At 44.5% G+C, this 24,114-nt stretch carries 21 protein-coding genes and 1 pseudogene; 11 read left to right on the top strand and 11 right to left on the bottom strand.

Features of this window, described 5'->3' with window-relative positions; translation table 11 throughout:
* Positions 1 to 47: 47 nt before the first annotated feature.
* The gene (locus tag AB6E51_RS02650; RefSeq protein WP_017064972.1) at positions 48 to 1,487 is read right to left on the bottom strand and encodes a sucrose-specific PTS transporter subunit IIBC; all 1,440 of its coding nucleotides are present in this window, start codon (positions 1,485 to 1,487) and stop codon (positions 48 to 50) included.
* A 234-nt stretch (positions 1,488 to 1,721) separates the two neighbouring features.
* On the opposite strand from AB6E51_RS02650, the gene AB6E51_RS02645 reads away from it, so the two are divergent.
* The gene (locus AB6E51_RS02645) at positions 1,722 to 2,708 is read left to right on the top strand and encodes a LacI family DNA-binding transcriptional regulator (RefSeq protein WP_137002180.1); all 987 of its coding nucleotides are present in this window, start codon (positions 1,722 to 1,724) and stop codon (positions 2,706 to 2,708) included.
* 134 nt (positions 2,709 to 2,842) lie between these two features.
* Here the strand turns inward: AB6E51_RS02645 and AB6E51_RS02640 are convergent, their stop codons facing one another.
* The 6 genes and pseudogenes from AB6E51_RS02640 to AB6E51_RS02615 all read right to left on the bottom strand — a co-directional run bounded on the left by AB6E51_RS02640 (position 2,843) and on the right by AB6E51_RS02615 (position 10,860).
* On the bottom strand, positions 2,843 to 4,216 hold the full coding sequence (locus tag AB6E51_RS02640) for a carbohydrate porin (RefSeq protein WP_372057756.1): 1,374 nt from the start codon (positions 4,214 to 4,216) through the stop codon (positions 2,843 to 2,845).
* A gap of 551 nt (positions 4,217 to 4,767) precedes the next feature.
* Positions 4,768 to 5,682: an alpha/beta hydrolase fold domain-containing protein gene (locus tag AB6E51_RS02635; RefSeq protein ID WP_372057755.1), complete on the bottom strand. Its 915-nt coding sequence runs from the start codon at positions 5,680 to 5,682 to the stop codon at positions 4,768 to 4,770.
* A 14-nt stretch (positions 5,683 to 5,696) separates the two neighbouring features.
* Positions 5,697 to 7,576: pseudogene (locus tag AB6E51_RS02630) on the bottom strand (TonB-dependent receptor domain-containing protein).
* A 298-nt stretch (positions 7,577 to 7,874) separates the two neighbouring features.
* Positions 7,875 to 8,813 (bottom strand): LysR family transcriptional regulator, encoded by a 939-nt coding sequence (locus AB6E51_RS02625; protein ID WP_050620117.1) that lies wholly within the window; start codon positions 8,811 to 8,813, stop codon positions 7,875 to 7,877.
* Positions 8,814 to 8,981: 168 nt separating this feature from the next.
* The gene (locus AB6E51_RS02620; RefSeq protein WP_017061620.1) at positions 8,982 to 9,389 is read right to left on the bottom strand and encodes a hypothetical protein; all 408 of its coding nucleotides are present in this window, start codon (positions 9,387 to 9,389) and stop codon (positions 8,982 to 8,984) included.
* Positions 9,390 to 9,528: 139 nt separating this feature from the next.
* Entirely contained in the window at positions 9,529 to 10,860 is a 1,332-nt protein-coding gene (locus tag AB6E51_RS02615; protein WP_017064979.1) for a ferric reductase-like transmembrane domain-containing protein, read from the bottom strand.
* 233 nt (positions 10,861 to 11,093) lie between these two features.
* On the opposite strand from AB6E51_RS02615, the gene AB6E51_RS02610 reads away from it, so the two are divergent.
* The 5 genes from AB6E51_RS02610 (at position 11,094) to AB6E51_RS02590 (ending at position 13,817) form a co-directional block, all read left to right on the top strand.
* Positions 11,094 to 11,795, top strand: a complete 702-nt coding sequence (locus AB6E51_RS02610) for a flavin reductase family protein (protein WP_372057754.1) — start codon at positions 11,094 to 11,096, stop codon at positions 11,793 to 11,795.
* Positions 11,796 to 11,970: 175 nt separating this feature from the next.
* The gene (locus tag AB6E51_RS02605; protein WP_102445681.1) at positions 11,971 to 12,762 is read left to right on the top strand and encodes a CLCA_X family protein; all 792 of its coding nucleotides are present in this window, start codon (positions 11,971 to 11,973) and stop codon (positions 12,760 to 12,762) included.
* Between the two features lie 186 nt (positions 12,763 to 12,948).
* Positions 12,949 to 13,206 (top strand): type II toxin-antitoxin system Phd/YefM family antitoxin, encoded by a 258-nt coding sequence (locus tag AB6E51_RS02600; protein ID WP_017061616.1) that lies wholly within the window; start codon positions 12,949 to 12,951, stop codon positions 13,204 to 13,206.
* Complete coding sequence (locus tag AB6E51_RS02595; protein ID WP_017061615.1) at positions 13,196 to 13,462, top strand: Txe/YoeB family addiction module toxin; 267 nt, start codon at positions 13,196 to 13,198, stop codon at positions 13,460 to 13,462. Before AB6E51_RS02600 ends, AB6E51_RS02595 begins: the two co-directional genes overlap by 11 nt.
* A 31-nt stretch (positions 13,463 to 13,493) precedes the next feature.
* Positions 13,494 to 13,817: a DUF4144 domain-containing protein gene (locus AB6E51_RS02590; protein WP_017067464.1), complete on the top strand. Its 324-nt coding sequence runs from the start codon at positions 13,494 to 13,496 to the stop codon at positions 13,815 to 13,817.
* 100 nt (positions 13,818 to 13,917) lie between these two features.
* Here AB6E51_RS02590 and AB6E51_RS02585 read toward each other — a convergent pair whose 3' ends face one another.
* A complete protein-coding gene (locus AB6E51_RS02585) occupies positions 13,918 to 15,306 on the bottom strand; it encodes an MFS transporter (protein WP_017069083.1) in 1,389 nt (462 codons plus the stop codon).
* A gap of 70 nt (positions 15,307 to 15,376) precedes the next feature.
* Positions 15,377 to 16,447 (bottom strand): cellulase family glycosylhydrolase, encoded by a 1,071-nt coding sequence (locus tag AB6E51_RS02580; protein WP_017064984.1) that lies wholly within the window; start codon positions 16,445 to 16,447, stop codon positions 15,377 to 15,379.
* A 212-nt stretch (positions 16,448 to 16,659) separates the two neighbouring features.
* Here AB6E51_RS02580 and AB6E51_RS02575 point away from each other — a divergent pair, with 212 nt between their 5' ends.
* A complete protein-coding gene (locus AB6E51_RS02575) occupies positions 16,660 to 17,685 on the top strand; it encodes a LacI family DNA-binding transcriptional regulator (RefSeq protein ID WP_017064985.1) in 1,026 nt (341 codons plus the stop codon).
* Positions 17,686 to 17,703: 18 nt separating this feature from the next.
* Here AB6E51_RS02575 and galM read toward each other — a convergent pair whose 3' ends face one another.
* Positions 17,704 to 18,768, bottom strand: coding sequence for a galactose-1-epimerase (gene galM / locus AB6E51_RS02570; protein ID WP_017064986.1), 1,065 nt, complete (start codon positions 18,766 to 18,768; stop codon positions 17,704 to 17,706).
* A gap of 192 nt (positions 18,769 to 18,960) precedes the next feature.
* Positions 18,961 to 20,289: an anaerobic C4-dicarboxylate transporter gene (locus tag AB6E51_RS02565; protein ID WP_010432780.1), complete on the bottom strand. Its 1,329-nt coding sequence runs from the start codon at positions 20,287 to 20,289 to the stop codon at positions 18,961 to 18,963.
* Between the two features lie 411 nt (positions 20,290 to 20,700).
* Between AB6E51_RS02565 and AB6E51_RS02560 the strand changes: the two genes are divergently transcribed.
* The 4 genes from AB6E51_RS02560 (at position 20,701) to AB6E51_RS02545 (ending at position 23,909) form a co-directional block, all read left to right on the top strand.
* A complete protein-coding gene (locus AB6E51_RS02560; protein WP_010432777.1) occupies positions 20,701 to 21,360 on the top strand; it encodes an HAD family phosphatase in 660 nt (219 codons plus the stop codon).
* A gap of 163 nt (positions 21,361 to 21,523) precedes the next feature.
* Entirely contained in the window at positions 21,524 to 22,150 is a 627-nt protein-coding gene (locus AB6E51_RS02555) for an HD domain-containing protein (RefSeq protein WP_372057753.1), read from the top strand.
* A 63-nt stretch (positions 22,151 to 22,213) separates the two neighbouring features.
* Positions 22,214 to 22,900 carry a DNA-3-methyladenine glycosylase I gene (locus AB6E51_RS02550; RefSeq protein WP_016766965.1) on the top strand — a complete coding sequence of 229 codons (687 nt, stop codon included), beginning with the start codon at positions 22,214 to 22,216 and terminating at the stop codon, positions 22,898 to 22,900.
* A gap of 274 nt (positions 22,901 to 23,174) precedes the next feature.
* A complete protein-coding gene (locus tag AB6E51_RS02545) occupies positions 23,175 to 23,909 on the top strand; it encodes a GntR family transcriptional regulator (RefSeq protein WP_372057752.1) in 735 nt (244 codons plus the stop codon).
* Positions 23,910 to 24,114 lie beyond the last annotated feature (205 nt).

Below are 24,114 nucleotides of genomic sequence, written 5' to 3'. Positions count from 1 at the left end.
CTTAGGAAATGAAGTGAAAAGGGGGGCTTCACTTCTAGGGAGAAACGTTAAGCTGTTGCTTTAATGTTTTGCTTGCTGCGCTCGCGCAGACCTAAAACAACGGTCAGAGCAAAGGCAGTCACGAACGCGATAATCATACCTACCACGTAGTAGCCAATCTTTTCTGGTGATATTGAGATGATGCCAGGAATACCCGCCGCACCCAGTGCTTGTGCTTTCACATTGAACATCGTGATAAACGCGCTTGAAATCGCAGCGGCACAAACCGCAGCAATGAATGGATAGCGAAGCTTCAAGTTCACACCGAACATTGCAGGTTCAGTAATACCAAGCAAGCCAGTCACACCAGAAGGAATCGCGATACCTTTCATTTTCTTATCTTTACTCATGAAACCAACCGCCAGTGCCGCTGCACCTTGTGACACGTTAGACATCGCCGCGATAGGGAAGATGAACGTACCGCCAGTCGTTGCGATATCCGCAAGCAGCTGAGTTTCAATAGCAATAAAGCTATGGTGCATACCAGTAATAACAAACGGCGCATAAATCAAACCAAACACCGCACCGCCAATGAAGCCAGCACTGTTGTATAACCAATTTAGGCCGTCACCAAGCAGGAAGCCGATATCACGAGTAAATGGACCAACAATCGTGAATGTTAACAAACCAGTTATGAAAATCGCCAATAGCGGCGTTAGCAAGTTATCCAGAACCGAAGGAATAACTTTACGCAGCCCAAGCTCAACTTTCGCTAGAATAAACGCAGAAACAAGAACGGGTAGTACTGAACCTTGATAGCCTACTTTCTCGATTTCGAAACCTAAAATGTTCCAAACCGGAATGCTGCCCGACACTGATGCGCCACCGAAGCCCCAGCCGTTAAGCAAGTCTGGGTGAACCATCAACATACCTAAAGCCGCGCCAAGGTATGGGTTACCACCAAACTTCTTACTCGCTGAAAATGCTAATAAAATAGGTAAGTACACAAAAGGAGCATTAGCAAATGTATTGATCATGTTTGCTAAGTCGGTCAAACCCGGATTAGCGTCGATTAAAGATTTGCCATCAATGAATAAGCCTTGAGCCGTCAATAGGTTGTAGATACCCATCAACAAACCACCAGCAACAATCGCCGGAATGATTGGTACAAAAATATCAGACAGGCCTTTCACCGCGCGTTGCAGGATATTTTGGTTGTCAGCACCTGCAGACGCCACATCGTTGGTCGACATTTCCGTCATTTCAGTCAGCTTAGCCAACTCAGCATAAACTTGGTTTACGATGCCTGAGCCAAAGATGATCTGATATTGACCTGCCACTTTAAACTGGCCCTTAACCCCTTCTAGGTTATCAATCGCCTGTTCATCAATTTTATCTTGGTCTGCAACCGCAAGACGCAGACGAGTCGCGCAGTGTGCGAGTGCGGTGATATTACTTTTACCACCTAATAGAGAAAGCAGCTCTTTTGCTATTTTTGGATAATTCATTACATACCCCATTGGATTATCATTTGAGCTTTTGAATTTTCGGGAACGTTTGCAAAACAAATTTTTGCCTAGAAATAACAAATGATCAAAGATAACTGCTCAATAGTGTGAGAATGATCTTCAAATTATCTCCCTAGGATAAGAAGACAGGGTTAAAATCCCCTAATAACAGGTAAATTTGATGCTCTGTTTGCAAACAATCCCAAAACTAAAATTACAATTGGATAATGAATAATGGCTAGTCTTCATGATGTCGCTCGTCTCGCTGGAGTTTCCAAGTCGACGGTTTCAAGAGTAATCAATGATGAGTATGGCGTAAAAGACGCGACCAAGGTGAAGGTGCGTAAAGCGGTTGAAGAGTGTGGCTATCTCCCAAACCAAGTCGCTAAAGACTTAAAGTCCCAAAAAACCAACCTGGTTGGCGTGATTGTTCCTAGGGTTTCTTCCCATGCCACCTCTCAGGGTGTCGATGGTTTAACCGCCGTCTTAGAGCAAGCGGGCAAGCATGTATTATTAGCGAGCACACACCAAACACACCATAAAGAACTTGAATATATTCAGATATTTAACCAGAGGCGTGTTGAAGGTATCATCCTGTACGCGACCCACCTCGACAACCAATTAGTCAAAGCGATTCAAAGCTCTGCCGTACCCGTGGTATTGGTTGGTCAAGACGGGTCAATGTTTAACATCCCAAGCATTGTGCACGACGACACTCGCGTAGGGTTTGAAGCGGGTAATCGCCTCATAGCGAAAGCTTGTAAGCATATGGGATTCATCGGTGTGCAAGGTGATGATATTGCGGTTGATAAGATGAGATCGGAAGGCTTCGCTCAATCGCTTCAATTTAACGACCTCACACTGCAATTTCACGCCCGTGGCGACTTCACCATAGAATCAGGTTACCAACTGGCGAAGCAGTATCTCAAGGAGCACACCAAGCTCGACGGCCTATTCTGCGCCACTGACCGTATCGCAATCGGTGCGATCAGAGCAATTCAAGAAGCGGGCCTCGTTCCAGGAAAGGATGTCTTGGTACTCGGCGTGGGTGATGATGAACTTGCTTCAGTATGCACACCAACGCTGTCTACGTTTAACTATGCGTTTGATAAAGCGGGAGAAAATGGAGCCAAGCTGCTACTCGACCGTATTGAGAAAAAAGGCTTTGAAATGAGTAAAATGGTGTTGACCTTCACCACTATTGACCGAGAGTCTTGCTAGCGATTTATTTCAGAGATCAGGTTATCCCAAGATAAAAAATGCCAACCTTCGAGTTGAAACGATAAGGTTGGCATTTGGTGATGCGACTATCACATCATGAGTAACACTCTCTATCTAAACGATATATCAAGCAATTAGAACCAAGTTTCCATCTGCAGTGCAAACAGAACCTCGCCGCCCTCTCCCATCGTTGCAGCATCTGCTTCAGTGCTAATCGAGTAACCATTCAGGTCTTCACTCCAATCCACATAGCTCACAGCGAAACGCAGTTCAGGCCTATCAAAGAAACCAGTGCTAGTTGAAAGCTTGAGTGTTGGTGCAACTGTCGCTTTGTAGAAACCGCCGCTCGCTTGCTCTGTCGAGTTGTCTAAATCCATGTATTGCAATGAACCTTCGTAAACCATCTCAAAGTTCTCTGTGAACTCTTGAGCTAATCGAACGTTTAAAGAAGCCCATGTGAACTCGTCATTCTTCTTCAAACGATCTTGGCTATGCTCTGCCATTAATGCAGGTGCTAAGCGCCAGTTGTCGCCAATGCGAGTGACACCGTAGCTAAACAGGCGAACGGCTTTCGCGTCATCCAGTAGATCACCATTTGAACCGATGCCTTTTAGCTCTGCACCTAGGCCACTACCCACTAACATACCCGTTTTAGAGAAGCCTTCGCTCAGACCAAAGAAGTTGTCTCCATGGTACGCAAACATTGCGTGTACACCGCTTTCAGCTGCGCCATTTAGGCGGCTATCGTTGTCTGATGAGGTCATACCGCTCAACATCACTTGCCATTGGCCAATACGGTTATTCATAGTTGCAATGTAGTTTTCTACATCTGTTGACGAGCTATCAATCTCACCAAAATCTCGGCCATAAATAGAGAAATTCGCTTTCCAGTTGTCGCTCATCTGAACGTCATAAACGCCCGCACCAGTACCTGATAAGAAGACAATATCCGAATCGAAAAAGTGAATATCAAAGTTGTCGCGATCGAATCGTTTACCCGCCCAAAACGTTGCTTCAGAAAACGCTTCAGATTCAGAGAACATGCTCAGACGGTTCAGTTCTGAATACACTTGTCGCACATTCAACTGGCTTTCGCTGGCAGTCCACTCGTTATTTGTCTCAGTACTGTCGGCCAACATGATGCGAAACAAAGCACTAGAGCCATCGTCTGCAAATCGCTTATGAATCAAGTTCGCTTCAACGTAATGATCATCTTCAACACCAAGACGTCCAATTGGAGCTCCAATGGCACCCGCCGCTGTCATGTAAGGACCAGTACCTGTCGCGCCGTTTAGGTCGTCGTTGATCAATAACCCAGAGCGAGCATAGCCGTGAAACTCAAACGAAGAAGCCTTTTCATTGGCCTCGGTAGAGACCTGCTCTGTTTGTGCAACCCTTTGTTCTAATTCATTAATACGTTGCTCTAATGCTGCAACGTCTTCACTTGCTAATACCGATGTAGTCATTAGCCCCATTGTTACAGCAACCGCTAAAATGTGTCGTTTCATTCTGATGTTCTCACGTTAATTGTTTTGGATTATTTGCAAACGTTCCCAAAACAATTCGTAAGCACATTTCGGCTTATACTTTTGATGTATAAGCTCTATATCGAAGAAGAAATAGAAATCAGTCGTGTTGATTACTTCACTTTTGTATCTGAGTGGATGATAGATCGATAATTTCGGGAACGTTACCGAAAATGCATAATTCTGATAACTTTGTCACAAGTGAAATTGATTAATGGGCGAAAAATAGTGTATCGCGCACATTGAAGCCTTTATCAAGGTCGTCGATAAGCTAGAGTCAGTTACGAACAAAGCGTGATGAAACACACAATAACCACCACCTTTAACTGATGAATAACTCGATTATCGAAGGTGAACACGGTTTTGTTCGATCTAATAAATGACGATCGAATCATAAAAGGGAAGTTAGAAATGAATCCAGATACTTATGAAAGCTTCCAATAAAAAAGCCAAGTTGAACCTTAGTGATCAACTTGGCTTTAAATGGCTCAATGAATGCTTTCTAGCGCGTTGTAACGTCACAAAAGTAGAGATTATTTAATTGGATAATGTCGCTTTAAAAACGCAATCACATGCGGTACATACTTATCGGTATCAAAAATTGGAGCACTATGACCAACACCCTCCTCGATAAACAGCTGATTCTCAATGCCGTACTTGTCCAAAGCATGTTTGAGGATCTGGCTTTGCGCTAAAGGCACTCGCTTATCCAGTGTTCCATGGAACTGAATGTAAGGCGGAGCATCACTGTTTATATAACTGGTCGTTGAAGCTTGTGCCGCTAGCTCTGGTACTTCACTCGGGATATCACCTAAAAAGCGTGACACCGACGACTTTTTACTGGTTGGTCTGTTCCCTTTATTACCTAGTTCCAGCAGGTCCGTCGGGCCAAAAAAGCTTACAACTCCAGCCACTCGATACTTAGGTTCTGAGTAAAAGCTAATGTCACCGTGCGTATTACTTGCGCCGACCAATCCCGCTAAATGACCACCAGCTGAACGCCCCATCATAACCACGTTATCGGCGGCAAGATTGTACTTGTTAGCATGGTCATGAAGATAGTTAATAGCATCATTAATATCCGCGACTGGTTTTGGGAAAGTTGCTTCGCCACTTAAACGATAATCGACCGCAGCCAACGCATAACCTTCATCCAAAACAGAATTAAGCAACAACGGGTTTTTAGTCGGAATATCGTCTTTAGTGCCACGCTTCCACGCACCGCCATGTACCCAAACGAGCAACGGATATTTTCCATCAACCTTTGCTTCTGTTTTGGGAAGGTAGAGATCAAGCTTGATCTCTCGTGCTTCTACCGTCTTAAACAAGATGTCCTTTTCTACTGTATATACCGCATTAGCATTAGCATTAGCATTAGCATTAGCATTAGCATTAGCAGCCGATAATCCAACAAATGAAAGCATCAGTAATTTTGTTATCTTTTTCATTATGAACCTCTTATCTAGAATGACGCTTCTGCTGCTAACCAGTAACGACGACCATCTTCAACGTAGCCAAACTCTTCGTAATCGGTTTGTTCATCAAATAGGTTGTAGATACCAGCCATCACCTTAAGGTTCTTTTGCACATACCAGTTGGCACCTAAGTCAACATAAGTAATTGATGGCGCTTCGTATTGTGTTCTTGAACTACTCGTTGTCGGTTCTGACTCTTTGCCACGATATGTCACTCGCATCCAAGATTGGACATCATCACGTACTTGCCAATCTGCATTTACGGTAACTAAATGCTCAGGAACTTGTGTTAGTGGCTTACCCTCATCTTCACCAGACTGCTTCTCAGTATGTGTATAGGTATACGTCGAACCGACAGAAATCGCCTCAGTAATGCCTTTGTTTATCGTGTATTCAGCACCGTAAGTAATCGCGTCTTCAATGTTCACGTAGGTAGAATCACAACCACGTCGGCCACAGTTAGTGCTCAGCTCTTTCTTGTCGATCTTGTCTTTAAAGTCACTGTAGAACACGGTGAAGTTCGAGCTTAAATCGGCATCGCCAACAAAGTACACGCCCATTTCACTGTTCACTGACGTCTCGGCTTTTAGATCAGGATTACCGTAAACCGAGCAGTCGCCACCACAACTTTCTTGCGCCCAACCCGCTTCCATCTCAGTTAAGCCTGGTGCTCGATAACCCGTTGAAACACCGCCTTTCACTGTCCAATATGAGTCGACACTCCACACACCATAAACGCGAGGGCTCAGATGAGACTCGAACACGTCATTTTGATCAAATCTGAGGCCAGTTGTTAGAGCAAAAGAATCGGTGATGTACCATTCATCTTCCGCAAACAGTGACCATTGGTTATTTTTGAAGACATGATCTTCTGCAGAATCTGTCAGCTCCTGACGTGTATAGTTGAAGCCGATAGTTAGGTAGTGCGCCTCAGCACAGGCATAGACCATTGTGAGATCAGAGTCAGGTTTTCCACTTCCATTTCTCCGCCTTCATTCTCAACCGTTTCATTGTTGATGTATGAAGTGCCCGAGCCCCAGTCGTAGTTGCCTGAGTGAGATAGGCCCAATGATTGACGATTGTTCACACGCTCAGAATCTGTGGTTTTCGATTTTCCATCCGTCGTCACTCGTTCTTGATCGTGATAGGTGTAATCAAACGAGAAAGTATCGTCATCCGTAGGCGTCAAGTGTAGTGCGCCACGGTAACTCTCTAATGTTTTGCCTCCGTATCCGTAAAGAATCTCATCTTCCTTACGCTCTTGATATAAACCAGAGAAAGAAGCACTCAACAAGCCATCAATAAGAGGGCCCGCTAGATGCACTTGGCTTTGATATGAATTGCCCGAGTCTGAGTTCTCTTGCAGTGTTGTTTCACCACGTACGCTGCCATACCACTCTTGATAATCTTTACGAGTGATAATGTTGATCACACCGCCAATCGCGTCTGAACCGTAAAGCGTCGACATTGGGCTACGCACGACTTCAACTCGCTCAATCGCGCTTAGAGGTGGTAGCCAATCTTGCTCAAAGCCACCACTGCTGTTTTGTTGTGTTTCACGGCCAGACTGCTTGCGTCCATCGACCAAAATCGCCGTGTATTCTGCAGGCATACCACGTATTGAAATGTCTTGGCTCGAACCACCACCTGTCACTATCACACCAGGTACATCACGCAGCGCGTCTGTCAGATCTTTATACGATCGGTTTTCCAGCTGCTCACAAGTAATCACGCTGATCGACGCTGGCGCTTCAGTGACAACCTGCTCATAACCAGCTGCTGTCACAACCATGGTTTCCATAGTCGTCGCTTCAATGGTCAAAGCTTCGGTATCAACTTGATTTACTTGTTCGTTAGCAAAGCCCATCACAGGGAATACAAAACACGCAGCAGCTATAGACTTAGAAAGGGGGGAACGAGTAAACGTTTGAATAGTGTTCATCTTGGCTCTACTTAAATTGAGATTGCATTTAATAATCATTCTCAATTAGAGCGGCGTAAATCATTCGCTTCAAGCATAATGCTATCGCCAAAATAGAATATCGCTATCCGCCAGAGGGATAGTTACCTTCATCTTATGCTTGATATGAAACTGATGATGTTGCGAATAACGGCTCTCAAATCACTCAGATTTCGGTGCTTACTTAACTAGAAGTCACTCTCTTTTAAGAGTACGTATCTTTGCCTACATAGAGGTCTTTGAATATTTCACGTACCCATTCACACATCGGGTCATCATGAAATCGCTTGTGCCAGTACAAATAAACTTCTTGAAAGCTCAAGTGGAGTTCTTCTGGGACTTCTCTGGTGATCAGGCGGGGATCATGACACGCTGCTTCTGCAAAAGGTGTTGGAAGGTGAAAGATGATGTCGGTTTCAGCAGCAATACTTGGCGCCGAGCTGAAGTTACTCAACTGCACAGGTGCAGACAGGCGCTGCTTTTTATTGGCTAAACCGAGTTCTTGGTATTTGTGTTCGAAAGAAAGCCTTTTCTCACCTTGTAGAGAGACTTGGCCAAAATCATATTCCGCCAGCTTTTGTGGGGTCAGAGTTTCATTCGCCAATGGGTGCTCTCGGCTCATCAACAAACGGAACGTGCGCTTCGCCACTGTCATACGATAGATATTTTGCTCAGCAGAAGGCGGCTGATGCGAAGATAAGGCAAAGTGCACATCACCTGCGACCAAGGCTTCGAAATGACGCTTGGGCGCAGAATCTAAACTCACGATCATGTTCGGCGCTTCTTTGCGGATCTTAGCGATCACCTTGGGCATTAAGGTATTAATTTGAGGCAGTAAGCCATAAAATTTCACAGTACTATCAACCTTGCTTGGGTCAAACGACTGCTTATGAACCAACTTTTCCAGGTTAGTAATAACGGTGTTGATATCGTCTTTAATCGACTCTGCTTTTGGGGTCAGCTCATAGCCATACTTCTTACGTACCAGCAGCTCATCATCAAAGAAGGTACGCATTTTTTGTAGCGTACGACTTACCGAAGACTGGCTCATGTTCAGAGACATTGCGGTATTAGAGACGTGTTTTTCTTCGAGTAAATGCTTAAGAACGAAAAGAAGATTCAGGTCAATCTGGGAGAGGTTCATGAGTGCGTCACCAAAATAATGAGGGCATCGTTGAGACAATACGCCGCGCTCAAACCACGGCAATGCATATCAATGATTGGGGTTCAAGATACCGAGTTAACGGCTCTGCGAGCATGATTTAAAGTTCAATAGAAAAACGACTAAATCAAAAAATAGAAATAGAGATCGCTACTTTCTCTTCCCCTGCTCCACCAACTTTTCATTCCATGCCGTATTGCCGTCACGCTTAGTCACGTCATACTCTGAACAGAACTGAGATATGGTCATATTGTTATCGCCAGTGGCAAGCTTGAGAGCCAACTGAACTTGTTGAAGCTTGCTTTGCAGTCGCAAGATTTGACCAGCATTTGGGCTTTTCTCTTTGGCGTATTTTAAAGCCGCATGCTTACGTTCTGCCGCGCCCGCTCGGCGATCTGCTTCTGATAACAGATACTTGAGTTGAGCAACACTCTTGCCTTTCTTGAAGGCAGGATCAAGCAACTCAACGCATTCATCAAACGATGGATCGATAACGTATGGGTCAACTTTATGAGCTTGTTGGCGCATCCATTCGAGTGCGAGTTTTTCATCTGACATAATTACATCTTTACCAAAGAAACAGCCCTATATGGTATCGCTCAATAGCAAACCGCTGCAATAACAAATTGAGTGACTTTACGCCTTTTTACACTGTGCCGATTGACTAATTTAACAATCACAGCTCCAATAGTTGGCTTTAACGCATCACAAACAGCTCTTCGTGGTAGTGCTTTTCAATATCAAATTGATAGGTGTCTAATTCTTTTTTCAGTGATGTAGAGAACAACTCCGGCCCACAGAAATACATCTCGTACTCGTTGAGGTCGCCACATTGATTGACAATTCTTCCGGCGTTTAGCCGCGGTGAGTGCAAGGTATCTATCACGGTCAACTTCACACCAACCGCGTGTGCTAGGTGCCACAACTCATCGATTAATTGCTTATCAACACCGCGAGTACAATAAAACAGTTGAATACGAGGATGATCTCGTTCTGTTTTGAGCGCTTCAAGTGTTGCAAAAAACGACGCTATCCCGACACCACCAGCAATCCAAATTTGTGGCTTGCTTAGGTCAAAATAAAGTCGACCATAGGGTCCTTCAACCGTAACCGCATCGCCCGCTTTCACTCGTTCATATAGGCCATTAGTAAAATCACCCAGCTCTTTGATCAAAAAGCGCAGCTCTGGATCATCACTGCCAGAAACAATGGTAAACGGATGCGGGTCTTCATTACCGAAACGCAAGTACGCAAACTGCCCAGCTTTGTGACCTTGCCAAGATGCCTCCGGTTTTAACACCAGCTCCATCACTTCAGCTTGTGGAAAATAGCGAGTCGAGATAATCGTCGCTGAGTGACGATTACGACGCCCAACCAAGCCCAACAAACTGTAAATCGCTGCGATAGACCCAGCCAAAGCAAATGCCACAGTTAGATAATAAATAGGTTCTCCCCAATACGCTCGTTTAAGCAGGATTACTGAGTGGAAAGCGATAAACAGGTACGCAACCGACATCAGACGGTGCGACAATTTAAACGGTTTGTACTTCACTGCCGCCCATAGTGACGCCACCAGTAAAATGAGCAACAAGTAGAAGCCCCACTCGCCAATACTCTGAGCAATACCGCGTAATTCATTGACCCATAACTCCCATCCAGTCAAAACAGCTTGCGGCCCTGAACCATCGTGTCGAACAGGCTTATCTAACACACCAGACACCACCAATGACTTAGGTATTTGGTACCACAACCAGTGTGTCACACCCAGTGCAACACCACCGATACCGAGCCATTTATGGACTCGATATGCTTTATCCATACCTTTCAGCCAATTCTCAACCATAGGCAAACGCATCGCCAAGATCATTGTGATGGACATTAACACCAGAGACAAAATACCTGAGTACTGAATCATGGCTGAGCGCCATTCAAAGACATCGCTTGAAGCGAATAATTGCGGTTCCATCGCAAACCAAAAGGCTGACATTGTGGCAATCATTGCCCAAATGATATTGCGGACTGTTTTCATTTTTTAACACTCATAAAGACGACATCATTACTTTAGCTCCTGTGATGTAAAGGGACGTCAACGCGCGTAAATCTATGCAAAGGATCTCGTTCATTGTGCTGTAGCAGAGATAAAAGAGACAAACTGCCCACGGCCAATAAGCGCTCTTTGATCGATAAAAGCGGATTCTTCGTACATATAAGTCCGTTAGTGAGCATGCTCGAAGATAACAATAAATGAGAAGAAGAGAAGATATGAAGGACATGACCCTTTCTAAACAAGATATCCAAACAATGGACCCGCGCCACCGCATTCGTTTGGTTAACTCCCTATCTGGATTTAAAAGCGCCAACCTTATTGGCACTTGCGATAAACAAGGGCTAGAAAATCTTGCTGTGGTGAGCTCTGTGGTTCACCTAGGGTCAAATCCCCCCTTGTTTGGCTTCATCGTCCGACCTGCAGAAAGTCGCCGTCATACATTAGAGAACATCCTGGAAACTAAACATTTCACCATCAACAGCATCGGTGCGGGCTTTGTTCAAAAAGCCCATCAAACTTCCGCTCGTTATCCTAAATCAATCTCAGAGTTTAACGCGGTCGGTCTCACGTCCTATTACGATGATGTGTTCCCTGCTCCGTTTGTCTTGGAAAGTCCTCTGAAAATAGGCTTGGCTTTCAAAGAACAAATCACAATTGAAAGTAACCAAACTCAAATGTTGATTGGTGAAGTTGTTACAATTCACGCGCCAAAACGTGCCGTGATGCCGGACGGCTACCTAGATTTAGAAGCGTTAGATTTAGTCACTATTTCTGGGCTAGACAGCTATCATGTCACGCAGAGGCTACATCGTTTAAGCTATGCCAAGCCAAATAAGCCGCTGTTTCCACTGACCCACGAAGGTAGCCCAACCTCATGGGAAGCTTTCGAACACAATCTAACTCATTTTGTTCGGTAATTTACTCACAAAGGTGCTAACTTTCGTTCATAAATACTATTCATAACGGTGTGGTTTAAAGAATAAAGTTCAATGGTCAGCATCCGATAAGAATGCTCCACTTAATTCTCATCTAACATCTTTATTTCCACCGAACACCTTTATTTCCACCTAACCTCTTTCTCCAAGGACCCCTTTGAAGTTAACCCACTTTAAATACAAAACGCGCAAAGGCCCAGACTACCGACATGGCGATCAGGTGTCATTCATGGACATCAAACAGACCTTCGGTATGGGCAGCATTCGTGTGGGCGCTTGGGTAACGAAAGAAGAGAAAGAGCTAGCCGCGAATCTGATATTCGACTCGTTAGCCGACTTGGCTTACATCCTGGCTTTGCCACCAGAAGCAATTGGCCTTCGCGGCACATTAGGCTTAGCTTTCGGAAGTGGCGGAAGAAAAGGCGTACAAGCACACTACGCACCAAATCAAAGAGAGTTAGCCCTTGCTAAGAATGCAGGAGCTGGTGCGCTCGCCCACGAGTTCTGGCATGCATTTGACCACTACATCGCAGAGAAAGCATTTGAGATTGGCGATACCTCCGGCCCTCGTAAGCAAATCTTGTTCGCCAGTGACTGTTGGTTACACGATAGAAAGGTGCGACCTCACCCATTAAACGAGAGTTTGATGTCTGTGTTCGATGCCACACTACTCAGCGACAACAACCTAGATAAACACGACTACGTTGCACGCAGTGTTATTGCCGACAAAGCGACGTCTACCCGCTACTTCTCACTACCCACAGAAATGATGGCGCGTGCCTTTGAAGCTACGATTGAGTCCTGCTCAGATATCGAGAATTCTTACTTAGTCGATGGCACGACCAAACCGGATATGTTCCCTCTCTATCCAGACCTCACGCATCGCAAAGAGATTTATCAAGCGCTGCAAGGTTACTTCGCGCCGTTGGGCCGATCTTTAAGTAAATAGCATTTTGAGTCAGTAACACTCTGCAGATTTACAATGAGTGACATGTACCATAAGTTGATCATGTATAATCTCTGAGATAACATGTACAACAAGCGGAACATGTACAATAGTTAATTCATGAATGATTAACTATTCTGTGTATATTGAAAGATTAAACATATCCAAAAACAACAGGGTAAATAAGTGATGAATATTGTTTCTTTTACTGAGGCAAGAAATAGCCTTAAGTCTGTGCTCGATAGAGTGGTAGACGATTCTGATGTTACGGTAATAACCAGACGAGATTCAGAAGATGCCGTGGTAATGTCTCTTGATCATTTTAATTCAATGCAAGAAACCTTGTACCTAATGAGCTCGCCTAAAAACGCTGAAAGATTGGCTGAATCTATTGCTCAACTCGAAGCCGGAAATACAACCGTTCGAGAATTGAATAATGACGAATGATCGAAAGATTGTATTTACAGATAATGCTTGGGAAGATTACCTATACTGGCAAACCCAAGACAAGAAAACGCTCAAGAAACTAAATAAGTTAATTGAAGCCGCCAAAAGAACGCCCTTTGAAGGGATTGGAAAGCCGGAGCCACTAGTCGGCAACCTGTCTAGCTTTTGGTCAAGACGAATCGATGACAAGAATCGATTAGTGTATAAAGCAGATGACGATAACTTTTATATAATTGCTTGTCGTCACCACTATTAAAAGCAGTAAGCAGCACATAGAAAGGGCAGTAATGATCAGTTGGCCATCTTTGGTAAAACTCGACGGTGATGATGAGCTTATTTACGTCGCATCCGAGAACGATTTTCAGGCAGAATGCTCAGACATGATCCTGGGTGAAGATGATTACCTCATTGATTCAGAGGGTAACAGCTACGCACTTCAATCGATATCAAATCAACTGTCTCTAGCGAAACGGCCTGAGCAATATTCAGTAGAAAGCGTGACCAAGCTGATTCGAAACCACGAGTTTCAAAAAGCTGAAGTGTGCCTGATGAAGATCCACTTCCTAACGATTGAAGAAGCAATTCAGTCGCTGGCTTTTGAGCCACGTTAATAGCTCTCCTGAAAGCTAATAAACGAAACCTGTTAAAACAAAACAGCGCCAATTTAGGCGCTGTTTTCTAGGATGCAATGAGTGGTAATAACCTCAACAACTAAGACGTCGCTTTGTGCGTAATTCCTGACTTATCAACAACCCCTTCAGCAAACTCACCACGCTCAAGTTTTTCGCGTAAAATTGCATGCTGGTCTTCAGTAAAGGTATAACGAGACATAATAAATATACGTACCAAAGCCCCTAAAGCCGGCAGTAAAGCAATACAAAAGAACATGCCATTCAATGCTGTTTCTGTTTGGTCCGCATTTGGAACATAACCAATAGTTGTCAGGATCAGACCTGTTAAACCACCGGCTACCGCAACGGATAATTTACCTGTAAATGTTTGGCCAGAGAAAGTTATCGCTGCTGTACGCTTACCACTATGGTAGTAAGAGTATTCAACGGTATCTGCAATCATCGCTGAAATAAGCGGGTTAGTCATCATAAAGAGCCCCGTTACTACTGCCAGCCACATCATCACCACCGTTGTGTTGTCATAACCTGTTAGATAAAAACCAACACGTGCGATAATTTCCAACACACATAGCGCAATAAAGATATCTCTCTTCTTGAAACGTTTAGTTAGGATTGGCGTCGCTAAACACGCGATAGCACTGACTAAAGTGATAGTACCAATCAATGAAACTAAACCTGCATCGCCCATGTTGTAGGTGAAAAAGAAAATGTATAAACCATTAACTAGATTGAAGAACACATTCATAAAGAATGCAGCCAAGATGAAGAATAATGGCTTGTTTTTACGTACCGCTTGAAAAGTATCTTTCAGTGTTACTTTTTCACAGCTCGCCGTCGAAATACGCTCTTTGGTATTGTAGAAACCGTTCAGCATAAACAGCAGACCTGCCACCATCAATACGATAACAGCAGGTAAGTAACCTTGATCAGCACGACCATCAGCAAAAAATGCGCTTAATTTAGGAAAAATAACTAGCGTTGCGCCAATACCAGCATTAACACCTAACATGGCACACGTTGCTGCTTTGGCACGCTCTTGAGGCTCATCAGTCATCACCGACGACATTGACCAAAATGGCACGTCAGAGATGGTGTAAAGGGTACCCCACAGAATATAAGTGATACCCGCATACATCACTTTAGTCGACATGTCCGCATCGATATTATAGAAGGCAGCGATGGTCACCAATACAATCAAAAACGGAGTAAACAACATGTAGGGACGGAACTTACCGAAGCGAGATTCTAACGTATCCATATAGCCAGCAATCAACGGATCATTAACAGCATCCCACACTCGTGCAATAAGAAATATGGTACTCGCAGCAATCGGCGAAATACCGAGAATATCGGTGTAGAAGTACAAGATGAACGAGCCAACCAAGCCAAAACTAAAGCATTGGCCCACGCCATAACCGAAATAAGAAATCAGCTCTCTATTGTTCAATCTATTTTTTATAGTAGTCATTGTTCACGTCTCGATTGATTTAATTCTAGTTTAGAAGCCGACCTTTTTCTCTAGGCCGGCTAAATGACAGTTATTCCACCTCTGCGAGTGTTTGAATCAACTGTACTTCGCTTGCATCATATGGCTGTCCTTGCTCATCAAGCAGATCGTGGAACCACTGACTGGCATAGTTAACGTCATTGCGTTTAATTTCAGGCCAAGGAAGGTGCGTTTGTGTTTTACCTTTCACTAATCCCCATTGATAGCAGCCAATATTCTTATCTTTAAAAATTGGCAGCTGTTCATGTAAGGAAGATTGTGCATGACGTGCTAACCACTCGGTACACATCATCGGGCGATTGTGCGCTTGCACAACTTTCAGCGCTTCATGGAACAAATCCAACGGAAGATAAGCATGGAAAGTGATAATGTCCGATAGCTCCATCGCTCGGCGATCGGTTGGATGCTCAAAAATAGGCAAACTACGGTCGAGAATACTAGGGCAATGCCATGCACCCACCGTTAGGGGCTGAGTCGGGTTCACATCGCGCGCCCACTCAAACGCTTTTTCCATCAACTCGTGGCTGAACGTCTCCATTTCTTCATCGTAAGCTAGCTCACCATTGGTGGTAAAAATCATACGGTTGGTAGGCTCGTTGTACAGATCCCAAATCGCAATACGCGGGTCGTTTTTATAAGTCGAGATAATGTCACGGATGTAAGTTTCAACGTCACCCCACTGTGACTTATCCATAACAACATTACGACCTGGGCTGGCCGCAGCTTGGCTATTATGCAGGTCAGGGACGGGGGCTTTTTGTTGACCTAGATACGGATGGTCACCGGAGAATCCACAATCATCCATTGGGGTCATCATTACCTTAATCTGGTTTCGTTCACAAATATCTAAGAAATGATCAATGCGCTCATGCAGTCCTTGGCGGTCGACTTGCCACACAATGAAAGGCAAATTGGTACGCAGCGTGTTGTAGCCAACCTCTCTCGCCCAAGCCAACTCTTGTTCCATTATTTCTGGTGAAAATGAGTCTGCTTGCCACATTTCGTTCCAGTTTACAGCCGTCCTTGGTAAGTAATTAAATCCACGTAACCATCCATGTTGTTGTTGCCATTGCCACGCTTTGTCTTCAGACCATCTTTTCATCTTACTCACCTTGAAACTAAATTATTAACTAATAATATTAGCTAATATAATGAGCTGCATTTTTATCGCTACTATCTAAGATTAAAAACGAGTGAGCAATCACAACTATCAAACTGCTCGGACAACTTTTTGTGATCCCCATCTTTAACAGGTGATCGAAAGCTGATAATTAGCTAATATCTTTAGCTAACTAAGTTGAGTTGAAATTTACGATGGCTAAAAAAATCACTATGAGTGACATTGCTGCAGCGGCAGGTGTGTCTCAATCAACGGTATCACTGGTACTTAATGGTTCAACGTCTGTAAAAATTGCAGACACCACAAAAAGTAAAGTGCTCGATACCGCCGAATCACTTGGCTACAAAAATAAGAAAGTCGCTCATGCGCTGGGTCGACCTAATAAAATAGCACTGGTTGTCAACGGGTTATCGAGTTATGACCCTTTTATTGATGCTATAAACTCAGCGCGTGAAGAGGCTTGGGCGAACGACTTTATTTTAGTGATCTTCAATTACAGCCACGATGAAGTGCTAGCGAGCAAAATTGAAGTGGAAATCAACAGCGGAGATTATGCAGGCTTGGTGTACGCATCGAGCATGACTCGTGAACTTGAACAACAACGGGTCAATACGCCTCTGCCAACCGTGCTCCTAAACTGCACAAACGAAAGCAATAGCGATGCACCAAGCATTTTACCTGCCGATATGATCGGTGCTTACAAAGCGGTCTCTCACCTTATCCAACAAGGCTATTGTCGTATTGCTATGCTCACAGGCGAAAACTGGATGCTTGCGAGCCAACAACGCAGTGAAGGCTACCGTCAGGCACTAATTGATGCCGATATTGTCCCGAACAGCAATTACTTAGCAGAGGCCAACTGGTCATTAAAAGAAGCACATCAGCAGACATTAGCTTTGTTTAAGTTAGCTCAACCACCAGAAGCTATCTTTTGTGGCAGTGATTACATGGCGATGGGGTGCTATCAAGCACTGGCTGAACTAGGGCTTAAGATCCCTCAAGATGTCGCGATCGTTGGCTACGATAACCAACAAATCGCATCGGAAAGTTTTCCTGCGTTAACATCCGTTGAATTACCTTACTCAGATATGGGCAAGCTAGCGATTGAGTCCTTAATGGCGCAAATTGAGGCTCAGCCTTTGTTATCCAGTAGACGAAAAGTGGAAGGAGAATTGATTATTCGTACATCCTCAACACCATCGGATAAGGTGGGCACATAGCCCACCAATAGTTAGGGCCTAAAACTTAAACTGATAAACCGTCTGATGTTGATAAAGCTCTCCAGACTTCAGGAGCCCGCGGTTAGGTCCCCATTCTGGCTTATTAGGACCATCTGGAAAATATTGGGTTTCTAAGCAAAGACCATCGTACAACTCATAATTTTTACTCTTACCAGGCGTCCCTGCTAGAAAGTTACCCGAATAAAACTGAATAGCAGGCTTCGTCGTTTTTACCTTCATCACGACTTCTTTTGCAGGTGCAACCAGAACCGCTGCAACCGACTCTCCATCGGTCACTTCAGGCTGAAACACAAAAGCATGATCATAACCACCAGCCATTTTCTGGTCCGACTCAGTCAGAAAATCCCGCCCAATGAGCTTTGCGTTTGAAAAATCAAAACTCGTATCCTCAACCGCCTTTATTTCTCCCGTTGGTATTAAGCCTTGATCTGTTGGTAAATAATGGCCTGAACTCAACTGCAATACATGATCCAAGCTTTTCGAACCAGAAGCCTCACCAGCCAAATTAAAGTAAGCATGATTGGTTAAGTTAACGGGGCAAGTCTTATCAGTATTGGCTTCATAAGAAATAGATACTTGGTTGTCATCCGTTAGAGAATAGGTAACTTTGACACCAAGATTACCCGGATACCCTTGATCACCATCTTTGATATGAAGAGTAAACACTACCTTTTGTGCACTTTGTTCAACAATGCTCCAACGCTTTTTATCAAAGCCCTCTACTCCACCATGTAATGAGTTTTCACCATTATTAACCCCGAGTTGGTAGCGCTTCCCTTCAAGTTCGAATTGGCCTTTAGCGATACGGTTTGCAAAACGTCCAACAATCGCACCAAAATAAGAGCTCTGCTCCATATGTTCAGCCATATTGGGTGAGCGAAGTAACACCTCTCGAGCTACTTCATTCACTGGCATAGAACAACTCAGCCAAGTAGCTCCAATATCCATGAAGGATACACTCATTCCATTGCTGTTCTTGAGGTGGACCAGTTTAGCTAACTGACCATCAAACGATGGAGTGGATGCCATATCTTGCTCTAATTGCTCAAAGTTAGTAATCATTAGTGCCTCTTCGTCTCACAAAAATAGCGTTATATCACCACTACCCCACTTGCAACTAATAATATTAGCTAATATTTTGATCTAAATTGCCTTTTACTTAATTCACATACCTTTTCAAGCGTAAGAAACAAAAACAGCGCCTCAATAGGCGCTGTTTCTCGTTTCTTATCTCGCTAGTCGATTAAGCGACAATTAAGCGATAAAAATCTGTGCCAGAGCGTAGCCTAAACAACATGCGCCCACGACACCGATTAAACCCACCGACATGAATGAGTGGTTGAAGTACCACTTACCAATCTTGGTGGTGCCAGAAACATCGAAGTTTACTGTTGCGATATCTGATGGGTAGTTCGGGATGAAGAAGTAGCCGTAAACCGCTGGCATCAAGCCGATAAGCAGTGCTGGATCTAATCCTAAGCCAAGGCCAACCGGTAGCATCATACGTGCAGTTGCTGCTTGAGAGTTCACCACAACCGATACGATGAATAGCGCTAGTGCGAACGTCCATGGGTAGTTAGTCACCATTTCCACGATGCCAGACTTGAACTGAGGCATTGCGTATTGGAAGTAGGTATCCGACATCCAAGCGATACCGAAGATCGCAATCGCCGCCACCATTCCCGATTTGAATACCACACCGTTTGGCACATCTCGCGGGTCAGTTTTAGTCGCCAGCAAAATGATACCGCCGAAGCAGAGCATCATCATTTGGATGATCACCGACATCTTGATTGGCTTGTCGCCGTCAACGATGGTTCTGATCTCAGGCACCATCGCCACGATAACAATCACGACAATTGAAAGTAGGAAAATCAATACCGCATTACGAGCCGAAGTTGGCAACACTTCATCCAAAGACGTCGCTGTGGTGCTTTCGATACGCTTTTTCCACTCTGGATCCTTTAGACGAGCTTGATATTCAGGATCGTCGTTCAGTTCTTTGCCGCGTTTCAAGCTGTACAAAGAAAGTAAAAACGTACCAAACAGCGTTGCAGGAACCGTCACCATCAAAATAGAAAGCAGAGTAATAGAGTGTTGGATATCAGAAAGTTGCGCGAGGTAATAGACCACAGCAGCAGAAATTGGTGATGCAGTGATAGCCAGTTGAGACGCAACAGACGCAGCCGCCATCGGGCGCTCAGGACGAATACCATTCTTCAACGCAACATCGCCGATGATTGGCATAATTGAGTAAACCGCGTGGCCAGTACCCAATAGGAAAGTCATCGAGTAAGTCACGAACGGTGCTATCAAGGTAACGCGTTTCGGGTTCTTTCTCAGTACCCTTTCCGCCACTTGCAGCATGTATTTCAAACCACCTGCCGCTTCGAGAATCGAAGCACAAGTAACAACGGCGAGGATGATCAGCATCACGGTGACAGGTGGAGACGTTGGTGGCATCTTGAAGACAAACACCTCGATAACCAAACCAATACCAGAAACAACACCTAAGCCAATACCGCCATACCGAGATCCGATATAAAGGACGACTAATAAAAATAGAAACTCAAAATACAACATAAGCAACCCTGCTAAAAATGTGGACTAATGTTATTTTCTCCCTAAGCTCAGCCATTTACTTATTGCTTGGTCACACTATGATTGCAGGCTCCCGGTAATTGTTTTTTATAAGATTATGGTCACGTAAACAGACCTGTAAGTTTATGAAATGTAATAATAAGCCAGACGCACAAGCTAGATTTGTTATGTATAACAGTCATAATTGTTTCTGTTAGATCTGGATGGCCTATAAAACACAAGGCTCATAACTGAACGATATTATTTCAACCACAACCAATCACATTTAAAGTCATGCAGAAGCATATTGCCGAGCCGATTGGATATATTCTTACTGAACGTTGACTCGCCTATCACTAGACACTATGTCAAAATACCCGCCCTCACGATGACAACACATTAAGAACCACGGATATGAATTTTCAAGCTGCTATTTTTGATATGGATGGGCTACTGCTCGACACCGAGCGACTTTGTATGCAGGTTTTTGAAGAAGCATGTCACGCGCAAGGTGTTCCGTTTTTGCAAGATGTCTACCTAGGCATCATTGGTTGTAACGCAAAAACCATCGAACAGATTTTTCGAAATGGTTACGGTGAAGGGTTAGATTACCCAGCGCTGAATAATGAATGGCGCACGCGCTACAGTGCAATTGTTAAAAACCAAGCAATCCCAGTAAAAGACGGCGTGATTGAGCTTCTTGAGTGGCTGAAATCAAACGACATTCCAATCGCGGTGGCGACCTCCACTCAGCTTGATATCGCAAAGAAGAAGCTTGAGCTGGCTGGCCTAGATTCGTACTTCACTTCATTAAGCACAGGCTGCGAAGTGACTCACGGCAAGCCTCACCCAGAGATTTACTTGCTGGCGGCTGAACGCCTAGGTGTTGCGCCTGAAACCTGCCTAGCGTTCGAAGATTCGAACAACGGAATTCGCGCTTCTATGGCAGCGAACATGATCAGCTTCCAAATTCCAGATTTGGTTGAGCCTTGCGAAGAAGTAAAAGCGCTTGGCCACACGATCAGCCCATCGCTGCATCATGTATTGGCGCAGCTGCAACAAGCCGCAGCTTAAAAGCCAATACAACAAATAAAGACCAATATTAAGCCGACTCACAGAGTCGGTTTTTTTGTTGATATACTTTTTATAAAAGATAAAAACTCGCGCTTGAAACTGTTACAGTCGATGTGAATAAATGCTAGATAATAAGCAACATCATTAACGGAGACAGAGACGCGTGAAGGAAAAGTTTGAAGACCAACTGCTTGAGTTTGCACAGCAAGAAATGACACAAGATGCAGCACACGACATCAGCCATATTAAGCGTGTCGTCAAAACCGCAAAAGCTTTGTGCGATCAAGAACAAGCTAAGCTTGAAGTCGTGTTACCTGCTGCTTATCTTCATGATTGCTTCACCTTTCCTAAGAACCACCCAGACAGGGCCCAAAGCTCAACAATGGCAGCAGATAAGGCGATCTCTTTCCTCAAATCTATCGAATACCCTGCGTCCTATCTTGATGAGATCCATCATGCGATTGTCACGCATAGTTACAGCGCTAACATCACACCAGAAACCTTGGAAGCTCAAATCGTCCAAGATGCTGATCGCCTAGATTCTCTCGGTGCAATTGGTATTGCTCGTTGCCTATACGTTGGTCAAAGCTTCGATGCCGAACTCTATAACCACGAAGACCCGTTCGCCAAGCAGCGTGATTTGGATGACAAGCATTACAGTGTCGACCATTTCTACGTGAAACTGTTCAAGCTCGCTGAAACCATGAATACAGAATCCGCCAAATTAGAAGCCAACAAGCGAACCGACTACATGCGCGGTTTTCTTGTTCAATTGGCGACAGAAGCTTAAGCTCCTTTTCATATAGAAATTAGTCCCCATATCATAAAGAATCGCTTTAGTTTGGAACCTTCAATGACCCAAGAAAAATTCGACACCATTTATCAACGTGCGGCTCACCGTAAAGGCGGAGCGGCCGAACTCGAAAAGATTGTCCGTGCGCCCCTTTCACAAGCCGAGTTATCACAAATCACTGATGACCGTTGGCTGGCCGCTTTTACCGAAAAGGTCTTCCAGTGTGGTATTTCGTGGAATGTGGTGAGAAAGAAGTGGCCACAATTTGAAGAAGTATTCTTTGAGTTCGATATTGAAAAGATGCTGATGCTGCCGAATGAGATGTGGGAACAGAAAGCGCAAGACCCGCGCATTATTCGCCACCTCACCAAGGTAATGACCATCCCTGCCAACGCCATGATGATCCACAATGCCAAGCGTGAAGCGGATTCCTTCTCGCAAATGGTTGCCGACTGGCCATCAGAACGTATCACCGAGCTGTGGGATTACCTGAAAAAACACGGCAAGCGATTAGGTGGTAATACTGGAGCCTACACTCTGCGCCAAATGGGTAAAGATACCTTCATCTTGTCATCAGATGTTGAAGCACACCTACGCAGCACAGACGTGGTTGATAGCGGTCGTAACACCAAGCGAGCACAACTGGCAGCGAGTAAAGCCTTCAACGAATGGCAGCAACAGTCAGGTCGTAGCCTGAGCGAAATCAGTCAGATCGTGGCATACAGTTGCGGCGATAATCGAGTATAGCTTTAAACAGAACGCGCATTTAGCTTTAATTACATACACACTTAGCTTCGACCAGATGCGCACTAAGCTTTAAACCAAAACTCACTTTTTAAAAAGTACATAGTTCAATATTGCACCGATTTGTACGAAGCTGAATGTTATAAGTCGTTAACAAATAAGCGTACATCGCACTTTCAGCCAGTGGCATTGTATAGATAAGTGTATACAATGTAAGGTAACACTCACGAATCATGCTCAACCCACCCTACTCGACTAAACAAGGGCCCTTATCTCTATGACAGCTCTCAAAAACTCTGTCTCCAAAGGTATAAATACAAAAGTATCAGGCCAGACTCAAGACGATGTTGTTTACTGCCATATCTTCGACGCGATACTAGAACAAAGGCTGCCACCAGCCACCAAATTAAGCGAAGAAGCCCTCGCAGAAATCTTTGGCGTTAGCCGTACTATTATCCGTCGTGCCTTACTACGACTCTCTTTGGAGCAAGTTGTGGTGATCCGCCCTAACCGAGGAGCTGTGATTGCGGCTCCAACAGTAGACGAAGCCAAACAGATATTTAAAGCACGTGAAGTAATGGAAATTGCTATCACCGAGCTAGCCGTTAAAAACGCGACCAAAGCTCAAATCGAAGAGTGCAGAAAATTGGTCGCGAAAGAGAACAGTGCTTTCGACCAAGGCGATTACGGCTCTGGCCTACGTTTGTCTGGTGAGTTCCACATCAAATTGGCTGAAATGGCAGAGAACGCGCCACTGCTGGCTTTCCAACGCAGCTTGGTATCGCAAACTTCACTGCTGATCGCTCAGTACGAAACGGGCAACCACTCGAACTGTTCTCTAGACGAACACTCAGGCTTACTGGATGCGATAGAGTCAGGCAATGAACAACAAGCCGTAGAGTTGATGCAAGAACACCTAAGCCATATTCGTTCGAAGCTCAACCTAGACAGCAGCACAGCTTCTAGTGATCTGCATGTCGTGTTCTCAGATCTGCTTAAGAGCAAATCATAGTTCTGCTAACTAGATAGCCCAACCTTTTGTTAACAACTTTTCGTTAACAAACAAGAGAGAAGTAAGCCTCAGCGTTTACTTCTCTTTTTTATGCGTAAAGCCCTCTTCCATCGTTAGAAAATCACCACGACTTCCCCTGTTCGCCTTGTTATTACTTGCCTGAATGAGGCTATAAAACTGAATAACACCGATGTACTCGCTTCCT

Origin of the sequence: Vibrio sp. 10N.247.311.47 (assembly GCF_041467535.1) — a bacterium.
Classification (GTDB): Bacteria; Pseudomonadota; Gammaproteobacteria; order Enterobacterales; family Vibrionaceae; genus Vibrio; species Vibrio crassostreae_C.
Note: the sequence above shows the minus strand (reverse complement) of the source record. Positions and strands in the feature narration are given on the sequence as shown.